Annotated in this window: 14 protein-coding genes; 13 read left to right on the plus strand and 1 reads right to left on the minus strand. The window is 40.3% G+C overall.

Features of this window, described 5'->3' with window-relative positions:
- Positions 1–86: 86 nt before the first annotated feature.
- The 9 genes from IJ535_RS10650 to IJ535_RS10690 all read left to right on the plus strand — a co-directional run bounded on the left by IJ535_RS10650 (position 87) and on the right by IJ535_RS10690 (position 14,519).
- The gene (locus tag IJ535_RS10650; RefSeq protein WP_294302460.1) at positions 87–2,804 is read left to right on the plus strand and encodes a GH36-type glycosyl hydrolase domain-containing protein; all 2,718 of its coding nucleotides are present in this window, start codon (positions 87–89) and stop codon (positions 2,802–2,804) included.
- Between the two features lie 13 nt (positions 2,805–2,817).
- Complete coding sequence (locus IJ535_RS10655) at positions 2,818–5,877, plus strand: hypothetical protein (RefSeq protein ID WP_294302463.1); 3,060 nt, start codon at positions 2,818–2,820, stop codon at positions 5,875–5,877.
- A gap of 83 nt (positions 5,878–5,960) precedes the next feature.
- A complete protein-coding gene (locus tag IJ535_RS10660; RefSeq protein WP_294302466.1) occupies positions 5,961–7,358 on the plus strand; it encodes an ABC transporter substrate-binding protein in 1,398 nt (465 codons plus the stop codon).
- A 58-nt stretch (positions 7,359–7,416) separates the two neighbouring features.
- Positions 7,417–8,340: a carbohydrate ABC transporter permease gene (locus IJ535_RS10665; RefSeq protein WP_294302471.1), complete on the plus strand. Its 924-nt coding sequence runs from the start codon at positions 7,417–7,419 to the stop codon at positions 8,338–8,340.
- Between the two features lie 4 nt (positions 8,341–8,344).
- A complete protein-coding gene (locus tag IJ535_RS10670; RefSeq protein WP_294302474.1) occupies positions 8,345–9,172 on the plus strand; it encodes a carbohydrate ABC transporter permease in 828 nt (275 codons plus the stop codon).
- 84 nt (positions 9,173–9,256) lie between these two features.
- Positions 9,257–10,849 (plus strand): extracellular solute-binding protein, encoded by a 1,593-nt coding sequence (locus IJ535_RS10675; RefSeq protein ID WP_294302477.1) that lies wholly within the window; start codon positions 9,257–9,259, stop codon positions 10,847–10,849.
- A 49-nt stretch (positions 10,850–10,898) separates the two neighbouring features.
- Complete coding sequence (locus tag IJ535_RS10680; protein ID WP_294302480.1) at positions 10,899–12,638, plus strand: sensor histidine kinase; 1,740 nt, start codon at positions 10,899–10,901, stop codon at positions 12,636–12,638.
- Positions 12,639–12,648: 10 nt separating this feature from the next.
- The gene (locus IJ535_RS10685) at positions 12,649–14,067 is read left to right on the plus strand and encodes a response regulator (RefSeq protein ID WP_294302484.1); all 1,419 of its coding nucleotides are present in this window, start codon (positions 12,649–12,651) and stop codon (positions 14,065–14,067) included.
- A 74-nt stretch (positions 14,068–14,141) separates the two neighbouring features.
- Positions 14,142–14,519 (plus strand): hypothetical protein, encoded by a 378-nt coding sequence (locus tag IJ535_RS10690; RefSeq protein WP_294302488.1) that lies wholly within the window; start codon positions 14,142–14,144, stop codon positions 14,517–14,519.
- Positions 14,520–14,548: 29 nt separating this feature from the next.
- Here the strand turns inward: IJ535_RS10690 and IJ535_RS10695 are convergent, their stop codons facing one another.
- Positions 14,549–15,433, minus strand: a complete 885-nt coding sequence (locus IJ535_RS10695; RefSeq protein WP_294302491.1) for a helix-turn-helix transcriptional regulator — start codon at positions 15,431–15,433, stop codon at positions 14,549–14,551.
- A gap of 280 nt (positions 15,434–15,713) precedes the next feature.
- Here IJ535_RS10695 and IJ535_RS10700 point away from each other — a divergent pair, with 280 nt between their 5' ends.
- The 4 genes from IJ535_RS10700 (at position 15,714) to uxaC (ending at position 20,557) form a co-directional block, all read left to right on the plus strand.
- Positions 15,714–16,355, plus strand: a complete 642-nt coding sequence (locus IJ535_RS10700; RefSeq protein WP_294302495.1) for a bifunctional 4-hydroxy-2-oxoglutarate aldolase/2-dehydro-3-deoxy-phosphogluconate aldolase — start codon at positions 15,714–15,716, stop codon at positions 16,353–16,355.
- Between the two features lie 169 nt (positions 16,356–16,524).
- A complete protein-coding gene (gene uxuA / locus IJ535_RS10705) occupies positions 16,525–17,592 on the plus strand; it encodes a mannonate dehydratase (protein WP_294302497.1) in 1,068 nt (355 codons plus the stop codon).
- A 71-nt stretch (positions 17,593–17,663) separates the two neighbouring features.
- A complete protein-coding gene (locus tag IJ535_RS10710; RefSeq protein WP_294302500.1) occupies positions 17,664–19,160 on the plus strand; it encodes a mannitol dehydrogenase family protein in 1,497 nt (498 codons plus the stop codon).
- Positions 19,157–20,557: a glucuronate isomerase gene (uxaC, locus tag IJ535_RS10715; RefSeq protein ID WP_294302502.1), complete on the plus strand. Its 1,401-nt coding sequence runs from the start codon at positions 19,157–19,159 to the stop codon at positions 20,555–20,557. The genes IJ535_RS10710 and uxaC overlap by 4 nt, the downstream gene beginning before the upstream one ends.
- Positions 20,558–20,690 lie beyond the last annotated feature (133 nt).

The following is a 20,690-nucleotide window of genomic DNA, read 5'->3' on the forward strand; positions in this document are numbered from 1 at the left end:
AGGACACCTATATAAAAAAGGTGTCCTTTTTTTAGTGCCTTCATTTTCCTAAGATAAGGAAAGATTAAAGGGGAGGAAGGACGAACATGAGCAAAATACGATTTATTGATGAAAATGGAAGCTTTGAGATTAAAAGTCCTCAACATACTAGCGGGTTGTATTTGCCACTGGCAAGTACTAAGGGACTTAAGAGTGCTGTGGCACCAGATTTTGGTGGGGATGCTAAAACAGATCAGAATCATTTTTTGATTGCCCCTAAAAGTGTAATGGATTTGCAGGCAGACAGGGATACCAGAAACTTCTTTTTGATAATGAATGATGAACTGTGGTCAGCCACAGGTGTATCTGCTATGCAGGAGGCTACTAGATTTACAAAGGATGAGGATGATGTGACATTAACTGCTGGCAGGATGTGGCAGACAGTAGAAAGCTGCAACAAAGCAAAGGGGATTAAGGCCACTACTTCAATTTTTGCACTGTTAGAACAAAACGCTGAGATAATGGTTGTTACTATCCAAAATGATGGGAAGGAACCACTAAGCTTTGAGGCTGTGGCAGCTATTCCGGTATTTGGCAGAAGTGCAGATAATCTTAGGGACCATAGGCATGTTACCTCTCTTTTAAATAGAGCTGTTATTACAGAAGATGGTGTGGTAATGCAGCCTACATTATCCTTTGATGAAAGAGGTCATAAAAGAAACGATAGCACCTATTATGTCTTTGGCAGTGATGAAAAGGGGGAGGCTCCAAAACATTTCATGGCAGATGCAGATGAGTATCTAGGTGAAGGTGGAACCTACCTTAGACCTAGAAGCCTTATCGATGGCAAGGGTAAGAAGGATAACTGGATGAAGCCAGGGGACAAGGTGGATGGCAAGGAGTGTGTGGCAGCACTTAGGTTTGAAAAAATCACCTTGGCACCAAAGGAATCCTACACATACCAGGTGGCCATTGGCATTGCAGGGGCTGACAACCTACATGAAATAGATGATGTATGCCATTTCATTAAATCCGTAAATACGATAACAGAAAAGTTTGCTGAGACCAAAGAATACTGGAAGAACATAACACCTATCCATTTTAAGACTGGCAATAAGGATTTTGATGGATTTATGGAATGGGTGGCTTTTCAGCCAACCTTAAGAAGAATCTTTGGCTGCTCATTTCTTCCGCACCACGATTATGGAAGAGGTGGCAGAGGCTGGAGAGATTTGTGGCAGGATTGCCTGGCATTACTTCTTACAGACCCTACTGATGTAAGAGAAATGCTTCTTAATAACTTTAAGGGTGTTAGGATTGATGGAACCAATGCAACAATCATCGGGGATAAGCCGGGAGAATTTAAGGGAGATAGAAATGGAATTCCCAGAGTGTGGATGGACCATGGATTTTGGCCTTTCTTAACAGTGAAGCTATATATGGATCAGACCGGTGATCTGGATTTGTTTAAGGAAGAGGTTACGTACTTTAAGGACAATCTAATCCATAGAGGAGATAGGCTTGAAGCTTCGATAAATGAAGACAGTGACCTTGCTGTAAAGACAAGCACAGGTGAGACCTACAAGGGCTCGGTGCTAGAGCATATCTTAATAGAGAATTTGACAGCATTCTACGATGTGGGAAATCACGGCATGATTAGACTTAGAAATGCTGATTGGAATGATGCTTTGGATATGGCAGCAGAAGGTGGCGAAAGCGTGGCATTTACCTGTGGCTATGCTGGGAACCTAAAGGATATTGCTACGTATTTACGAATCTACATGGCAAAATCCAAGGAAACAAAGCTGCTGCTTTCAAAGGAGATAAATATTCTTCTTGAAGAGGATTCAGTGGGCACATTTAATAATCCTAAGGAAAAGCAACTGGTTCTAGAAAAATATATGAATGCTGTGGAAGTTGATTTTACCGGGGAAAGGGAATATGTAGATATTGAAAAAATAGCCCTTTTACTAGAGCACAAATCAGAGTCACTAATGAAGCAGATAAGAGCCAAAGAGTGGGTATGTGATGAGGAAGGAAATGGCTGGTACAACGGCTACTACGATAATAACAGGGAAAAGGTAGAAGGCGTAATTAATGGCAGAGTACGAATGATGCTTACAGGTCAGGTTTTTGCAATCATGAGTGCTACAGCAAAGAAGGATGCGGTGATAGCTATTATTAATTCTGCTAAGAAATACCTGTATAAAAAGGAGATTGGTGGATATGTCCTTAACACAGACTTTAAAGAGTTGAAAACTGACCTTGGAAGAATGTTTGGATTTGCATACGGTGACAAAGAAAACGGTGCAGTTTTCTCCCACATGGCAGTAATGTATTCAAATGCTCTGTATAAAAGAGGCTTTGCCAAGGAAGGCTATGAGGCACTTAACAGCTTGTTTGAAACTGCCGCAGATTTTGATGTAAGTCATATTTATCCTGGAATACCAGAATATTTTAACGGTAAGGGTAGAGGACTTTATCACTATCTTACAGGTGCAGCCAGCTGGTATCTAATGACGATGATTATCGAAGCCTTTGGTGTAAGAGGCAGTGCAGGAGATTTGCACCTAGAGCCAAAGCTAACCAAAGAGCAGTTTGATAAAAATGGAAATGCCACCATAACCTTACCATTTAGAGGTCATACATTTACGGTGATTTATAAGAATCCTAAAGCTAAGGATTATAAGGAATATGAGATAGGTCAGGTGGTGATTGATAACACCTGCATAATAAAGGGACAAAAGAATCTGGTGAGCATTTCGGAGAATCAGATTGATTCATGGAATGAAACAACACATGTAATTGAGATAGAGCTTATATAACAGGAGAATGATAATGGAAATAGTTACAAAGGTAAAAGATGAAATAGAAAATTATGGTGTAAAAAGTGAGTTTGCCAGCTTTCTTCCTGGTATAGCAGGGTTAAATGGCATTCCAATGTGGTGCTATATAGTAAACAGAGGCCAGGCAGTAGTGAGCTTTGGTGTGCAGGACAAGGACCACGGAATTATGGAATTCTATCCAGCCCACACAGCGTATCAGATGGTGGAGCGCATGGGCTTTCGCACCTTTATCAAGGCTGATGGAAAGTACTATGAGCCATTTAAGAATCCTGCATCTAAAACAAAAATGTCTGTCTATATGAATAGCTTAGCCATTGAGGATGAAGAAGATGGCATAAAGGTAAAGGTTAGCTATACAACACTTCCAGGAGAAAAGCTTGCAGCCTTAATGAGAGTGGTGGAGATTACAAACACTTCTGATGCAAAGAAAAGCTTTGAGATATTAGATGGAATGCCTTCCCTTATTCCATACGGAGTAGGACAGGAAAGCCTTAAGATGATGGCACAGACCACTAAGGCATGGATGCAGGTGGAGGATGTGGAAACAGGTATCCCATATTACAGGGTAAGAGTTAGCATGGAAGATTCTGCTGTTGTAAAAAAGGTAGATGGTGGAAACTTCGCCCTTGGCAGATTGTCAGATGGAACATCCCTTAGGGTGATAGTTGACCCACGTGTAGTGTTTGATTATGACTTAGGCTTTGATACTGCTGTAGGCTTTAAGGAAACAGCACTTAAGGAGCTTGTACAGGAGCACCAGAACACATCCAACGAATTGCCATGTGCATTCTTTGCTAAGGAGGCCACTGTTGAAAGTAACGAGACAATCACTTTGTATGAAATGATTGGTCAGGTTAGAAACAAACAGGTTTTAAACAGTTTTTTGGAAAATAAGATAGATGGCGATTTCTTTGAAAGAAAGTTTGATGAATCTACAAAGCTTACAGAAACCCTTACAGATAGTGTGGCGACAAAGACAGCCAACAAGACATTTGATAGCTACACAAGATACAATTACATGGATAATGTGCTAAGAGGAGGTAAGCCAATTCAGCTTGGTAACAAGCACACCTACTACGTGTATTCCAGAAAGCATGGTGATTTAGAGCGTGACTACAATTATTTTTCTATGTCACCAGAATTTTACTCTCAGGGAAATGGTAATTTTAGAGATGTAAATCAAAACAGAAGATGCGATACATTTTTTAGCCCCATTGTTAAGTCTAAGAATATAGAAATGTTCTATTCTCTGATTCAGTTGGATGGTTACAACCCTTTGAAAATAGAGCAGATGAGATATGAATCCAAAAAGGCAAAAGAGCTTGGAATAGAAAAGCCATTTACTCCAGGAGAGCTTGCAGCAGCAATTATGGATAAGGATGATGGTGCATTTGATACTAAGGAAGCAAAGCTGTTTGATGAAATAATGGCTGATGCTAAAGAAACTGTAAACGGGGATTTTGGTGAAGGCTACTGGAGTGACCACTGGACCTACAATCTGGATTTGATAGAGGAATATTTGGAAATCTACCCTGATGATGCCAAGGACTTGCTATATCACACTAATGTAAAGGCATTTGATTGTAAGGAAAAGGTTCGCCCAAGATTTAAAAGATACGAAGAAACAGATAATGGAATCAGACAGTACTATTACTTGGATTCCAGGGATAACACAACTAAGGCACCAAGCTTTGCCATAGATAAAGAGGGCAAAGAGGTTACCATGCCTCTTATTTCTAAGCTGATACTTATGTCTGCAATTAAGCTTGCAACACTTGATGCCTATGGACTTGGTGTGGAGATGGAAGGTGGCAAGCCAGGATGGTATGATGCCTTAAATGGTCTGCCTGGACTACTTGGCTCATCCATGAACGAATCCTATGAGCTTGCAAGAATGATTGATTTTGTAAAGGATGTCCTCTACAAATATCAAGAAAATATTGTACTGCCTAAAGAGGTGGCTGATTTTATTATCTCTATTCATAAGGCAGAGCAGGAGCTAAATGATAGCTTAGATAAATGGAATCGTAAAAACCATATTAAGGAAGAATATAGAAGCAAGGTATATGAAGGCTTTACAGGGGAGACAAAAGAAATATCTCCTTCATTGATTAAAGAGATTTTTGATACCTTTAGTGCTTCTATGAATGCATCTATAGCTAGGGCAGTGGAGATTTCAGATGGCATTGCACCAGCTTATTTTACCTATGATATTGATGAATACGAAAAGACAGCTGAGGGCATTGTTCCAAAGCATTTTACCATGGTAAAGGTTCCATATTTCTTAGAAGGCCCGGTTCGTTTCCTAAAGCTAGGAGATGATATAAGTGCAAAAAGGGCAATGTATTTAAAGGTTAAACACAGCGACCTGTTTGATGAGAAGCTATCCATGTACAAGGTAAATGCATCCCTTAAGGATGCAAGTTTTGAGCTTGGAAGATGTAGAGCCTTTACACCAGGCTGGCTTGAAAACGAATCTATCTGGCTTCACATGGAATATAAATATTTATTGGAGCTTCTTAGGAGTGGACTTTACAAGGAGTTCTTTGAGGATTTTAAGAATGCAGCAGTTCCTTTCCTTGATAAAGATACATATGGAAGGAGTACCTTAGAGAATTCATCATTTATAGCAAGCTCTAAAAATCCTAACGAAAGAATCCATGGTAAGGGCTTTGTGGCAAGGCTTTCAGGCTCAACCATTGAATTTATCAGTATGTGGAAGCTGATGTTCTTTGGCAAGAATATATTTACAGTAAACGAAGCAGGCGATTTGCAGTTTGAGCTTACTCCTGCCATACCAGAATATTTAATTGCTGATAAAGATGGAAAATATTATGTTTCATCAACACTCCTTGGAAACACTACGCTTAGGCTGGAGTTTGATAAGAAGCAGGATTACATTCCAGGCCAGTATGCCATTACAGAGATTACAGTAAATTATAATGATGGAACATCTATTACTGAAAATAGCAATGTGCTTACAAAAGATGCAGCAGAAAAAATAAGAGACAGGTGTGCAATTTCTATCACTATAAAAATGACACCTAAATAAAAAAAGTATCATTTTTTCAGTAAGGACAGCCTCCTATAATTTAACCATAACAACAAACAACAAAAGGTTGGGAGGATGAAAGAATGAAGCTAAAAAAATTCTTAGCAGTTCTTCTCGTAGGCGCAATGACACTTTCACTTGCAGCCTGCGGAAGTGATGGCAGTGATGCCACATTGGAAGGTGAAAATGTAGATTCTGCAACAGTTGGTAGCGAGGATGGAGAAAAGCTCGTTATCTGGACACTTGCAAAGGATCTTCAGACCTTCGCAGAAAAGTATGCTGAGCTTAACCCAGATGTCCAGATTGAGACAGTGGTTATTGAACCAGCAGACTATGTAACAAAGGTACAGACAGCTCTTAACGGTGGTCAGACAACACCTGATATCATCGTTGGTGAGCCACAGATGCTTGAGGATTTCTATGATGCTAATTACTTTGAGGATTTGAACCAGGCACCATACAATGCTCAGGATTATGCAGATCAGATTGTTGATTATGTATGGAAGGTTGGTCAGGATTCAGAAGGAATTCAGCGTGCTATTTCTTACCAGATTACTCCAGCAGGTATTTACTATCGAAGAGATATTGCTGAAAAGGTATTTGGAACAGATGATCCAGAAGAAATCGGTAAGCTTTTTGCTGACTATGACACAGTTCTTTCTACAGCAAAGACACTTAAGGACAATGGTTACCGCATCTTTGCATCAGATGCAGAAATTAACTACTTCTCAGGTGATAGCGCATGGGTTGTTGATGGCAAGTTAAATGTTAACCAGGCTCGTCTTGATTACATGGATCTTGTAATTGATTTATATCAGAACGATTACACAGCTTATGCTAACCAGTGGTCTACACCATGGTATCAGGCTATGGCCGGCGAGGTACCTATCCTTACAGCTGATATCCAGAACTATGCTGATGATTCTGTAAACGTATGGGATGCAGAGCAGTTTGAGGAGGCTACAAAGGACCTTGATAAGACAGAGGTTTTCGCATTTGGTCTTCCTAGCTGGGGCGTTCTTACACTTAGAGATAATGTAGGCGAGACATCAGGTAAGTGGGGCGTTTGCTCTGGACCTGCATATGGCTTTGGTGGTGGTACATTCATCGGTATCTCTGCTAACTCAGAGCACAAGGATCTTGCTTGGGATTTCCTTAAGTGGGTAACACTTGATGAGGAAACAGCTGAGTGGTGGATTGAAAAGTCAGAGGGTGACACAGTTTCACTTATCTCTGTACTTGAGAAGCACAAGGATGATGAGAACCCTGTATATGGCAACCAGCACATGTATTCATTCTGGCAGTCACAGGCTGAGCACATTGATTACTCTAAGGTAACACGTTACGACAAGGTAATTAACGATGCTTGGGGCGCTGCAATCACAGCAATCAAGACTGGTGAGAAGAACAAGGAAGATGCAATCTCTGAGTTCTACGATGTAGTTGAATCTACATATCCAGATATCACAGTTGAAAGATAATTTAGATGACAAAAAGGGGCTGACAGTGGTCAGCCCCGAAATTTAAAGGGAGGAAAGGATGAAAGCAATTTCCATGAAAAATGTGATGAAGAATAGGAATAATGCAGCATATCTGTTTGTGCTCCCATTCGTCATCGTTTTTTTGATTTTTAGTGTATATCCAGTATTTAGAACCTTATATCTTAGCTTTACAGATTATAAGGGATATGGTGATCCTGTTTTAGTAGGATTAGAAAATTATAAGCGTGTTATAGGAGACAAATTCTTTTGGCGTTCACTTTATAACACAGTAAAAATGTGGGGATTAAATATAGTATTACAGCTTGGCTTGGCATTCCTGTTAACTATCGTATTTTCGGATATTAAATACAAGCTTGCTGGACTTCCAGTATTCAGAGCTTTGTATTATTTGCCAAATCTTATTGCAGCTACATCAGTAGCATTTTTATTCAAAACATTATTAGATTGGAAATATGGAACCTTTAATCAGATTCTTCTTGCCACAGGCATTGTTGACCAGCAGGTAAACTGGTTAGGACAGCGTTCTACAGCATGGGCGGTAGTATCTGTTATTCAGGCATGGATGTGGTTTGGAAATTCCTTCATCATGCTTATGGCAGGTGTTCAGGGTATTCCACAGGATTATTTTGAGGCGGCAGCAATAGATGGTGCAGGTAGATGGAAGACCTTCGGTAAAATCACATTACCTTTGCTTAGACCAATTCTTTTATATGTAGCAGTTACATCACTTATTGGTGGTTTGCAGCTGTTTGATTTGCCATTCCTTATCAATGGTGTTGCAGGTGCATCTACAGCCGGTGAACCAGGTGGAACACTTCAGACTGTGGTTATGTACATGTACAAATTTGGATTTGAAACACATCAGGTTGGCTTTGCATCAGCAATAGCTTATACACTGTTTATCATAATACTAATCGTATCAGTACTAGAATTTAAGTTTATCGGTGGAAAGGAGGATTAGTAAGGTGGCCACAAAAATCAAAAGATTCATTTTATATATTGCACTTATAGTACTTTCCCTTGCTTGCCTTCTTCCATTTTGGTTGATGATTGTTAACTCTACTCGCTCGGGTGTTGAGATAACTCATTCATTTTCATTTTTGCCGGGACACAGCTTACATGATAACTGGGTTGTGTTGTTTGATTACGTTAACCTTTTCAGAGGCTTCTTCAACAGTATCAAGGTGGCTGTGCCGGCAACTCTCCTTACAGCATACTTTTCAGCTATTACAGCATATGCAATGGCTATGTATGAATGGAAGGGTAACAGCCTACTCTTTAAGGTAATAGTGGTATTTATGATGATACCTGCTCAGCTCTCTTTGATTGGTTTTTACAACCTTTGCCAGAAGCTTAGACTTATTGATTCATACGTACCATTAATTGTTCCAGCTATAGCAGCGCCAGGAATCGTGTTCTTCCTAAGGCAGTATGTTAAATCAACATTATCAAAGGCGCTGCTTGAGGCTGCCAGAATCGATGGAGCATCAGAAATACATACATTCCATAAAATCGTACTTCCTATTATGGCACCTGGTATTGCTACCATGTCCATAGGTGCATTTATTGGAAACTGGAATTCATACCTTATGCCATTAATACTTTTAAATACTCCAAGTAAAATGACATTGCCTGTAATGATTTCTACACTGAATGCTGCAACAGACCTGCAGAAGAATCAGGGAGCTATATACCTTGGTGTTGCTATTTCTGTAGTACCTATTATGATAGTATTTGCATTCTGCTCTAGATATATTATCAGCAGTATTTCTGCAGGTAGCGTAAAAGAATAAAATATTGGGACTGGCGCTTATTGCGGCAGTCCTTTATGCCGTTTATTTATTGAAAGTGTCATAACAAGAAAGTATAATAATTATATGAAAAATTGCGCACAATCAATTAACAAATTAATAGCCCTGTCACTTGCAGCTTTATCCCTTACAGGATGTGGCATAGGTTCGGTGGACACTCCATCAAAATCCAGTGGTGATGATACTGTTACGTTGGATTGGTATATTAATTATTCCTGGTTTAATACAGGCTGGGGAAGCAATGTAGTATCCCGCACTATCACAGAAAACACAGGTGTAGACATTAATTTTATCACCCCTCAGGGTAACGAGGAGGAGAAGCTGAATGCCATCATTGAATCCGGCTCTCTGCCTGATTTAATCACACTTGGATGGTGGGAGCCTCAGGTCAACGAGCTGATTCAAAAGGATATGGTATATGCCATCAATGAGCTGGCTGATGAGTACGACCCATATTTTTATCAGGTATGCGACAAGCAGGCTGTCAGCTGGTATACCCAGTCAGATGGAAATATATATGGATATCCAAGCTCATCTGTCACCCCCCAGGATGTGGAAAGCAATGACAAAATCGGCTCCAACCAAACCTTCCTTGTAAGAAAGGATATATACGAAGCCATTGGAAGCCCTGATATGACCACGATAGAGGGCTTTGAGGGTGCTGTCAAAAAGGCAAAGGAGATGTTTCCTCTGATAGATGGCAAACCACTTATTCCAATTGGCGCCCATCTTTTTGATGATTCGGGAAATGTTTCCTTTGACCAGTATATCCAAAACTTCCTTGCCATTCCTTACGAAAAGGATGGTAGGCTTTACGATAGAAACACGGACCCTGAGTATATTAAGTGGCTAAAGATGTTTAGAAAGCTTAATGAGGAGGGCTATCTTTCTACTGATGTGTTTATCGACCAAAGGACACAGATGGAGGAAAAGATTGCTGAGGGCAGATATTTTTGCATGCTGTATCAGTACACGGACATGGCAGCACAGCAGAAGACCCTTTATTCTAAGGCCCCAGATAGCATATATATTGCAGTAGATGGGCCTAAGAATATGAACGGTGATGACCATGTGCTTCCAACTAATACAGTCAGTGGCTGGACAGTTACCATGATTTCAAAGGATTGCAAGCATCCTGATAGAGCCATTCAGTTTATGGATTATCTTATTTCAGAAGAGGGGCAAAGAATAGTATATCTGGGGGTTGAGGGCATCACCTACGATATGGTAGATGGCAAGCCTGTGATAAAGCCAGATGTGCTAAAGCTTCTTAACACAGATAGAGGTACCTATGATCAAATATATGGTGCAGATGATGCCTATTGGATGCTGCAGGACAATGTAATGCAGCTAAAGTGGCGGACAGATAACACCTCACCAACTACCCAGCTGGAGGAATGGACATATAAATATGCCCGGTATACTGGTCAGTATGATGTTATCCTGCCGGCTGATACTGAGGATGCATACATAGATAGTCAGCTAAGCGCCCTTTGGGCAGACACATTGCAGCAGCTACTTTTGGCAGCCAGCGACGAGGAATTTGACAGGATTTTAGAGGAATATAAGCAGGAGCGAGTTGTACTTGGTTACAATGGGCTTCAGGAGAAACGATATCAGTATGTTGTTAAAGCAAAGGAAAAATTGGGAATCAATTAAAGGAATAAAACTGAATAGAAAATTGACTGCCATTATCCTTGTCTTTGTTATGATACCTATCGCAATTCTTAGTGGCGTAATGTTTTACAATATGGAACAATCCACCATTAAGGAAAATGTATCCTATCTGGATTCCACCATGGGAAGACGTCAGGATAGTATCAAAAATAACATTGATTCTATCAATATGACTACCCAGTTTTTCTTGTCAGATGAGACCATGAATAGGATATTGATTAGCGCTAAGAATCAAGGTACCTATTCCACTAAGGAGTGGTTATCCTTTTACAGGAATGATGTGGCTTCCCTTGAGCGACTTATCAATACCAACCCTGTGCTTGCAGGTGCAAGATATTATGCAGCCAGCGATAATGTGCAGGAGATGATGCCAGTTATGTATAACGCTTCAAGAATGCAAAGACAGCCTTGGACATATATGGCAGAGGCTGGTGGCTGGGTATACGATTACAAGGATAATCTGTTTTCAAACAGTGATACAGCACCGCTTTTGGCTCTAATTACCCCAATCAATGACAGGAAATATGGCAAGCTTGGTGTTATAGAAACCAGCATGAAAATGAGCACTATGTTTCCATCTATGTATGAGAATGTGCCAGGGGAAATTAGCTGCTTTGTTACATCAGATGGGAATGTTATCTTTGGCAAAAGAACAGATGAAAAGGTGAAGGCTATAGCAATTAATCTTGCAGCTGAGATGACAGACAAGGCTAAGGGGCTAGAGAATAATGAAATAAAGACCTACTATAGCAGGTATGATAAAAGCGTAATCTCTGGCATGTACATCAAGGAGCTTTCAGGCACATTGGTTTCCGTGGAGGATATTAGTGACAGCCTAAATGAGGTGTATAAGCAGCGGAATATATTTGTGCTTTGGATGATTGTTATACTTATTCTTTTGTCATTTGTGGTGGACCTTTTGGTGCGTCAGGTACTAAAAAGCTTTTATGCAACCCTTTATACCATCAGACAGGTTAGAAAGGGAGATTTATCTGTTAGGGCTAAAGAATCAGGCAGGGATGATGAAATGGGTGAGCTTGCTCATCAGGTTAATAGAATGCTTGATAACATTCAGACTCTGATGCAGCAGAATATTGATAGAGAAATACTTGCCAAGGACAGCCAGATTAAGGCTCTGCAAAATCAGATTAACGCTCACTTTATATACAATGTGCTGGAATCTATTAAGATGATGGCTGAGATGCAGGAGGAGTATGACATTTCTGATGCTATAACAAGCCTAGGCAAGCTCCTTCGCTACAGTATGAAGTGGACTTCTGAAATGGTGCTTGTATCAGAGGAACTGGAATATATCAAAAACTATATGGCATTAATTAATCTGCGTTTTGATTATGATATTATTCTTTCTCTAAACATTCCTTTTGCCATTATGAATCAGCGTGTGCCTAAGATGTCTCTACAGCCTATTATCGAAAATGCCATAATTCACGGTGTGGAAGAAATAGCTGAGGATACCACCATCTATATTAAGGGCTTAATAGTAGATAATGATTGCATTATCGAAATCACCGATAACGGCAGGGGCATGAATGATGAGGAACTAGACAGGCTTAAGAAAAAGATTTCAGGAGAAATTGCTACAGGTGGAGGCTCAGGAAATGGAATCGGTCTTAAGAATGTGCAGGATAGATTAAAGGCAAGCTTTGGTGAGGGCTATGGCATAGACGTAGCCACCATGGAGGGCTGCTACACAAAGGTCAGTGTAAGAATTCCACTTAAGAGTGTAGAAAATGTAAAAGAACTTTGTTAGAGGGTAATGTATGAAGAAGGTTTTAGTAGTAGAAGATGAAAAGCTTATAAGACAGGGAATTGCAGCTATGATAAAGCGCAGCGGTGTTCCTGTTGAAGAGGTAATAGAATGTAACAATGGGCTTAGCGCCATGGATGTTTTATCTAAGGAGCAGATTGATGTGGTGTTCACAGATATCCGTATGCCAAAGATGAACGGTATAGAGCTGGTTCAGGCTATGCAGGAGTTGGATAATCCTCCGCTTGCAGTAGCCATCAGCGGATATGATGATTTTTCCTACGCAGTAGAAATGATGAGGCATGGCGTAAGGGAATATATTCTAAAGCCAGTGGAAAGAGATAAGCTTAAATCTATTCTTGAAAAGCTGGATAATGAGATTAACCATCGTATAGAGGACAAAGAAAAGCTAGATGCCCTAGACAATCAGCTTCTTAAATACATGCTTAGGGATAAGGATTCCAAGGAGGAAGACACCTTGCTTTTAGCCCAGACTCTTAATAGAGAGGTGGGAAATGAGTATGTTGTAGTAGTGGCAAATGCTGATACTTCTGCTTTATCAGGAATCACTCTTAGGGGAGTTCAGGGTGGTAATGTATACATAGTTGCTCCTGATGAAATCTCTTCTGTCGCAGGGTTAAAATATATAGGAATAAGTGATGTATATTCTAATGTAACAGATTTAAAAAGGGCATACACCCAGGCTTTCATAAGAAGAGGCGAAGCGTTTCTTCAAAACATGAATGTGGTAGATTACGACCTGCCTGCTATTCCTTCAGAACTTTTAAAAACAGCAGCAAAGCTTACAGAGGAAAACTCTATCAGTGCCAGAGTTCAGCTAATGGGGGTGGACAGGCCAAAGGAACTAAAAAAAGAATGGGATAGCTTCTTTATAGCTGCCACCCGTGGTCAGATTCCTCCAAAGAAATTTATAGCAGCTATTAATCAATTTGTGGGAGAGCTTTGTGCCACCTACAAGGTAACAGTAGCAGATACCCTGGTAAATCCACTTGTTACAGATTGTCTGAGCAATTACAGAGAAGGATTTATGAGCTTTGTATTAGATATGCAGTCTAAGCTAAGTTCAGCTGAGGATGTGGATCAAACCACAGCCAAGATAAATGAAGCTATTGCATACATTAATGAAAATTACGCCAGGGATTTGAATATGGCTGTTGTAAGCAACCATATATCAATGAACTATTCTCTATTTTCAGCAGAATTTAAAAATATTACTGGAACAAATTTCGTAACCTACGTAAAGGAACTTAGAATGAAGGAGGCAAAGAAGCTTCTTTCCGAAACTGATATGAAGGTTAATGAAATATCTGTAAATGTTGGTTACGACAACGAAAAGCATTTTATGAAAAGCTTTAAGGCTTATGTAGGCGTGTCTCCTAGCGAGTATAGAAAAAATGCCTTGCGAAACTAGTCTTGCTGTTATAGAATAAGGGGTTGTGAGTAATATTATTTATCTTATAACTGTTTAGCGATAGAGAGGACAACGTGGGTAACAGATTTACAGTAAAAGGGCCAGACCGTGAGACAATAGAAGCGGCTAAGGCCATGAGATCAAAACTTAAAGATAATACCTATACTATCATGGATATATATACCTTTCAGTCAAAAGTGCTCAGTGGTGAAATCAATGACGACAAAGGCATAGCAGAGCTTATTATCAATGGCTCTGTTTCCACCTATCATATCCATATCGACAGAAGATGTGTAACAAAATCAGACGGTACCCTGATTACATATACTGGCATTATGAAAATGTACAAACCAGAAGAACTTAAAATCAAATACACCAAAAGGCCTAAAAAAATGATGAGTGTAGCCCAGCTTAAACAAATGCGTAAGGAACGCAATAAGATTAATCTTTAAATATACAAGGAGTGATTAACAGATAACTGCTAATCACTCCTTGTTTTTCTAAATATCTCATCCTTATATTTCTTTGGAGATTTGCCATATTCTTTAACAAAAGCTCTGTAAAAAACGGAATAATCACTAAAGCCGTAGGATTCAGCTACAGTGGTGATATCAGCCCCACTAAGAATGGCATCCTTACACATGCTAAGCCTTTTTTTGGTAATATATTTATGAAGAGGCATTCCACTGGTCTCAGTAAATATATGAGAGATGTGGAATTTGCTTACGTGTAGCTTTTCAGACAATTCATCTAAGGAAAGGTTTTCATCTATATGGTTTTCAATATAGACTACGATGCTTTGATACAGGGTATCTGAATCAGTACCAATAGCCGCAGGATTAATAGATTCGTAAACCATGCGATTTACAGAAAGAATAAAATCACTAACAGAAAGCAGAATCTTTGCATCACGTCCAAATCTGTTAGAGTGAATCTCATCTATAAGAGTAAAGCCCTTTCCCTGAATAGTATTAAATTCAATATCAGTAAACTTATGTATAAAAAACTTATCATCATTAGTCTTGTCGGCTAAATAATTGTAATCAGATGATATATTAGCCAGGCTATCCAAGAAATCTCTGGTAATCCAAAACACAAATCTACGATAAAAGATAGACCCATCAACTAGCCTTGCAAAATGCTTCATCCTAGGTGGAATAACAATCAGTGTACCAGGGGTAGGTGTAAATTCCTTCCCATCAATGTGCATAACAATATGCCCATCAATGAAGAAATAAAATTCATAATAATCATGGGTATGAGCCGCCACCGCAGGAATCTTCTTATCACTGTAGTAATAAATCTCAAAATCCCTGGAGAGCATATATTGTCTTGTACTAAATTCCGATTTAAGATTCTTTTTCATGTTCACAGTCCTCGTGGTTAATATAAGCAAGTCTTTCTCAACCTTGGCAAGCCGAGCAAGATATGACCATCATTTTCCGAATGAAATGAAGGAAAATGTTGGTCTAGTAAGCGAAGCTTACATCTGATGGCTTGCGGGAGCACGGAGTACTAAATTAGACTTGCGTATAAATTACCATACTACCGCAATATTTGCAATATAGGTCGCAAGGGTGACAATGGGAGTAAAAGTAAGGGGAAGGTATGATAAATGAAGTAATTGTAGAAGAGGAGATAGAAAAATGTATGATGAGATAAAAGCTAGATTTCAAGAGATTGGTATTATTCCAGTGGTAGTTCTTGAGGATGCTAAGGATGCTCTTGCTCTTGGGGAAGCTCTTATGAAGGGAGGACTTCCAGCTGCAGAGGTTACATTTAGAACAGATGCAGCAGAGGAATCCATAAGAATTATGGCAAAGGAATTTCCAGATATGCTGGTAGGTGCAGGTACAGTGCTTACCTGCGAACAGGCTGATAGAGCCATGGCTGCTGGTGCAAAGTTTATTGTGGCACCAGGCTTTAATCCAAAGGTTGTTAATTATTGTATTGAAAAGGGTTATCCTGTATGTCCTGGAGTGCAGACACCTGGTGAGATGGAGCAGGCTATGGAGCTTGGCCTTGATTTTGTTAAGTTCTTCCCTGCTGAGCCAGCAGGAGGCCTTTCTATGATAAAGGCTGTTGCTGCCCCATATACCAAGCTTACATTTATGCCTACAGGCGGTATCAACAAGGATAACGTAAAAGAATATCTTAAATATAATAGAATTGTTGCCTGCGGCGGCACCTGGATGGTAAAGAGCGATATGATTGCAAACGGTGACTTCGAAAAAATCGAGACCCTAACCCACGAGGCAGCGGATATCGTAAAGGAAATCAGAGCGTAATATTCATAACTAATAATGCGACCACATAGACTTGGCAAGCGCGAGCAAGAGGGCCCCATGTAGTTAAGGAGGGACCCTTTAGGGAGGATTCCTTGACTGCAATGGGAGATGGCTTGCGGGAGCACGGAGTTATAGAGGGGAGCAGTACAGATTTGGAGGATTTATATAGATGGAAATGACACTTAGATGGTACGGTAAGGATTTTGATACCGTAAGCTTAGAGCAAATTAGGCAAATTCCTGGTGTCCATGGAGTAATCACTACGCTCTATGACACTAAGCCAGGCGAGGTGTGGAGCCGTGAGAGAATACATGCTCTTAAGGAGCAAGTGGAGGCGGCAGGCCTTACAATTGCTGGAATTGAAAGTGTAAATGTACATGAGGATATTAAGCTTGGCAAGCCAAGTAGAGATCAGCTTATTGATAATTATATTGAGACACTGAAGAACTTAGGTGAAGAGGATATTCATCTGGTTTGCTATAACTTTATGCCAGTGTTTGACTGGACCAGAACTGAGCTTGCAAGAAAAAGACCTGATGGCTCAACTGTGCTTGCATATACTCAGGAGGCAGTTGATGCGTTGGTTCCAGAGAAGATGTTTGAATCTATTTCAGGGGATACTAATGGAACAGTGATGCCAGGCTGGGAGCCAGATAGACTTGCTCATGTTAAGGAATTGTTTGAGGAGTATAAGGATATTACAGATGAGGATTTGTTTGAGAACCTTAAATACTTCCTTGAGAGAATTATGCCTGTGTGTGATGAGTATGATATCAACATGGCTATTCATCCAGATGACCCTGCATGGCCTGTGTTTGGCTTGCCACGTATTATCATCAATAAGGAAAACATTCACCGAATGATGAAGATGGTGGATAACCCACATAATGGTGTTACATTCTGTTCAGGTTCCTATGGAACAAACTTAGAGAATGATTTGCCAGATATGATTAGAAACCTTAAGGGCAGAATACATTTTGCTCATGTAAGAAATCTTAAATTTAATTCTCCTACAGATTTTGAAGAGGCAGCACATCTTTCTTCTGATGGAAGCTTTGATATGTATGAGATTGTAAAGGCTCTTTATGATATAGGATTTACAGGCCCAATCCGCCCAGACCATGGACGTATGATTTGGGGTGAAAAGGCTATGCCAGGCTACGGACTATACGATAGAGCCCTTGGCGCCGCCTATATCAACGGACTATGGGAAGCTATAGAAAAGAGCAACAAATAGGCTTCCCCCTATTTTTAGGGGGAAGCTGTCAGCGCAGCTGACTGATGAGGGTAAAAAAGAGGAGATTTATTATGGTATTAAACAACGAAGGTATAAAAGACAAAGCCGCCTGGGAGTCAAAGGGCTACAAGCTCCCAGATTATGATAGAGAAAAAATTATCGTAAATACGAAGCAGCATCCTACCTGGATTCACTTCGGTGCAGGAAATATTTTCAGAGCCTTTCAGGCTAATGTGGTAGACAAGCTTTTAGATGAAGGTGTACTTGATACTGGTTTAATTGTTGCAGAGGGCTACGATTACGAAATCATCGAAAAATACAATAGACCTTGCGATGACCTAAGCATTCTTGCCACACTTAAGGCTGATGGCACAGTAGAAAAAAAGGTTGTAGGTTCTATTGCAGAGTCATGCATTCTTGACGAGGATAATGAAAAAGAAATCGAAAGATTAAGAGAGATTTTCAGAGCTCCATCACTTCAGATGGTAAGCTTTACAATCACAGAAAAGGGCTATAAAACAAAGGCTTATATGTCTAAGGTGGTAGACCTTATCTTAGAGCGATTTAAAGCTGGCGCACTTCCTATTTCTATTGTGAGCATGGATAACTGTTCGCACAATGGAGATAAGCTAAAAGAAGCTGTTATAGAGCTTGCCAAGGAATGGTTCAAAGAGGGCAAATGCGATACCGATTTTATTGCATACCTTGAAAATCCAAAGCTTGTTGCATTCCCTCTTACAATGATAGATAAAATCACACCACGTCCAGATGACACAGTAAAGCAGATGTTAATAGATGATGGTGTTGAAGATGCTGAGCCTATTGTCACTAGCAAAAATACTTACGTTGCAAACTTCGTAAATGCGGAGGAAACAGAGTATCTTGTAATAGAGGATTTGTTCCCTAATGGACGCCCAGCCTTAGAAAAGGGTGGCATCCTGTTTACAGATAGAATCACTGTAGATAAGACAGAGAAGATGAAGGTGTGCACTTGCCTTAATCCTCTTCATACAGCCCTTGCAATCTATGGCTGTTTGCTAGGCTTTAAAACCATCCATGATGAGATGAACGATGCAGCTTTAAAGAAAATGGTAACTATCCTTGGTAAGGAAGAGGGCATGAAGACAGTTGTAAATCCAGGGGTGATTTCACCGGAGGATTTCCTTGATGCTGTACTTACCAAGCGTCTTCCAAATCCATTTATGCCAGATACACCACAGCGTATTGCATGTGATACATCACAGAAGCTTCCTATTAGATTTGGTGAGACCATTAAAGCATATAGGGCTAATTCATCACTTGGCACTGACAAGCTAAATATAATTCCGCTGGTGCTTGCAGGCTATTTAAGATACTTAGAGGGCATTGATGATGAAGGAAAGCCATTTGAGCAAAGTCCAGACCCATTATTAAATGAGCTGAAGGGCTTGCCTGCAAAGGATGTGCTAAAGAGGACAGATGTGTTTGGCGTAGATTTGTATGAGGATAATCTTGCTGCCAGAGTGTTAGAAATATATGTAAGATTACAGGGCAAGGGTAACGTGAGAAAGGAATTAGAAAAGCTATGATGGCATTTATGGATAAGGATTTTTTGCTCACAAATGATACAGCTAAGGCTTTGTTTGAGGAAGCTAAAGATGTACCTATTATTGATTACCACAATCATCTAAGCCCAAAGGAAATATACGAGGATAGATGCTTTGATAATATTGCTCAGGTTTGGCTTGGTGGCGACCACTACAAGTGGCGTGCCATGCGAGCTAACGGCATATCTGAAAAGCTTATCACAGGTGATGGGGCACCTTTCGATAAATTTGTGGCATGGGCAGACACTGTTCAAAATCTTATTGGAAATCCTTTGTATCACTGGACTCATTTAGAGCTTCAAAGATATTTTGGAATAACAACTGCGCTTAATCCTGAGACTGCAAAGGATATTTGGGATAAGTGTAATGCTTTGCTTAAGACAAAGGAATATTCAGTAAGAAACCTCCTAAGAATGCAAAATGTGTCTGTCCTTTGTACCACAGATGACCCTGCTGATTCATTAGAGTGGCACAGAAAGATTGCTGAGGATGGCTTTGAAATTAAGGTGCTTCCAAGCTTTAGACCAGAGAAGGCCATGGGCATTGAAAAGGATGGATTTGCTACATACATTGAAAAGCTTGGCGGTGTAGCAGGCTTACAGATAACAGATGTTAGTAGCTTGCTAAAAGCACTTAGCATCAGGCTAAAATTCTTTACTGATAATGGATGCAGAGTATCAGACCACAGCTTAGAGGGCCTGTTTTACGTAAAGGCTACAGAGGCTGAGGTTAATAAGATTTTCAAAAAAGGCCTTGCAGCAGCCCCACTTACCGAAGAAGAAATAGCCAAATTTAAGGGTTATATCCTTACAGAGCTTGGAAGAAAATACAGTAAAGCTGGCATTGTAATGCAGCTTCACATAGGAGCTATCCGAAATAATTCTAAGCGTTTCTATGAATTGCTTGGCGCTGATACAGGTTTTGATGCTATGGCAGATTTTGCCTACGCCCCACAGCTTGCAGCAGTATTATCTGAAATGGATTTAACAGATGAATTACCAAAGACTATACTTTACTGCCTTAACCCTAAGGACACAGAAATGCTTGCAGTAATGGCATCAACCTTCTGCAGCAACGAACAGGGCATAAAAGGCAAGGTACAGCTTGGGGCTGCATGGTGGTTCTGCGACCACAAAAACGGGATGGAGCGACAAATAGAAGCTATGTCTGATGCAGGGCTTATTTCCACATCCGTAGGAATGCTCACAGATTCCCGCAGCTTTTTATCTTTCCCTCGCCACGAACTATACCGCCGTATCCTTTGCAACAAAATCGGCACCTGGGTAGAAGCCGGCGAGTACCCCGCAGACCTATCGTATTTACGTACCCTCGTAAAACGTATATGCGGAGGCAACGCAGGAGAATATTTTGGATTATAAAAACCGTTGCGGCTTCCAAGTATTACATGCTCCCGCAAGCCATCTCCCATTGTCTTGCAACAGAAACTCCCCGCCGGCGTGGGTCCCCTCTGTTGCAAGCCATGGGGCCCTCTTGCTCACGCTTGCCAAATAT

Origin of the sequence: Pseudobutyrivibrio sp., from assembly GCF_017471675.1 — a bacterium.
Classification (GTDB): Bacteria; Bacillota; Clostridia; order Lachnospirales; family Lachnospiraceae; genus Pseudobutyrivibrio.

Excerpts from the sequence above, each read along its gene's own strand:
- IJ535_RS10650 (WP_294302460.1), top strand. The coding sequence starts at position 87 with ATGAGCAAAATACGATTTATTGATGAAAATGGAAGCTTTGAGATTAAA.
- IJ535_RS10655 (WP_294302463.1), top strand. The coding sequence starts at position 2,818 with ATGGAAATAGTTACAAAGGTAAAAGATGAAATAGAAAATTATGGTGTA.
- IJ535_RS10660 (WP_294302466.1), top strand. The coding sequence starts at position 5,961 with ATGAAGCTAAAAAAATTCTTAGCAGTTCTTCTCGTAGGCGCAATGACA.
- IJ535_RS10665 (WP_294302471.1), top strand. The coding sequence starts at position 7,417 with ATGAAAGCAATTTCCATGAAAAATGTGATGAAGAATAGGAATAATGCA.
- IJ535_RS10675 (WP_294302477.1), top strand. The coding sequence starts at position 9,257 with ATGAAAAATTGCGCACAATCAATTAACAAATTAATAGCCCTGTCACTT.
- IJ535_RS10680 (WP_294302480.1), top strand. The coding sequence starts at position 10,899 with ATGATACCTATCGCAATTCTTAGTGGCGTAATGTTTTACAATATGGAA.
- IJ535_RS10685 (WP_294302484.1), top strand. The coding sequence starts at position 12,649 with ATGAAGAAGGTTTTAGTAGTAGAAGATGAAAAGCTTATAAGACAGGGA.
- IJ535_RS10695 (WP_294302491.1), bottom strand. The coding sequence starts at position 15,433 with ATGAAAAAGAATCTTAAATCGGAATTTAGTACAAGACAATATATGCTC.
- IJ535_RS10700 (WP_294302495.1), top strand. The coding sequence starts at position 15,714 with ATGTATGATGAGATAAAAGCTAGATTTCAAGAGATTGGTATTATTCCA.
- uxuA (WP_294302497.1), top strand. The coding sequence starts at position 16,525 with ATGGAAATGACACTTAGATGGTACGGTAAGGATTTTGATACCGTAAGC.
- IJ535_RS10710 (WP_294302500.1), top strand. The coding sequence starts at position 17,664 with ATGGTATTAAACAACGAAGGTATAAAAGACAAAGCCGCCTGGGAGTCA.
- uxaC (WP_294302502.1), top strand. The coding sequence starts at position 19,157 with ATGATGGCATTTATGGATAAGGATTTTTTGCTCACAAATGATACAGCT.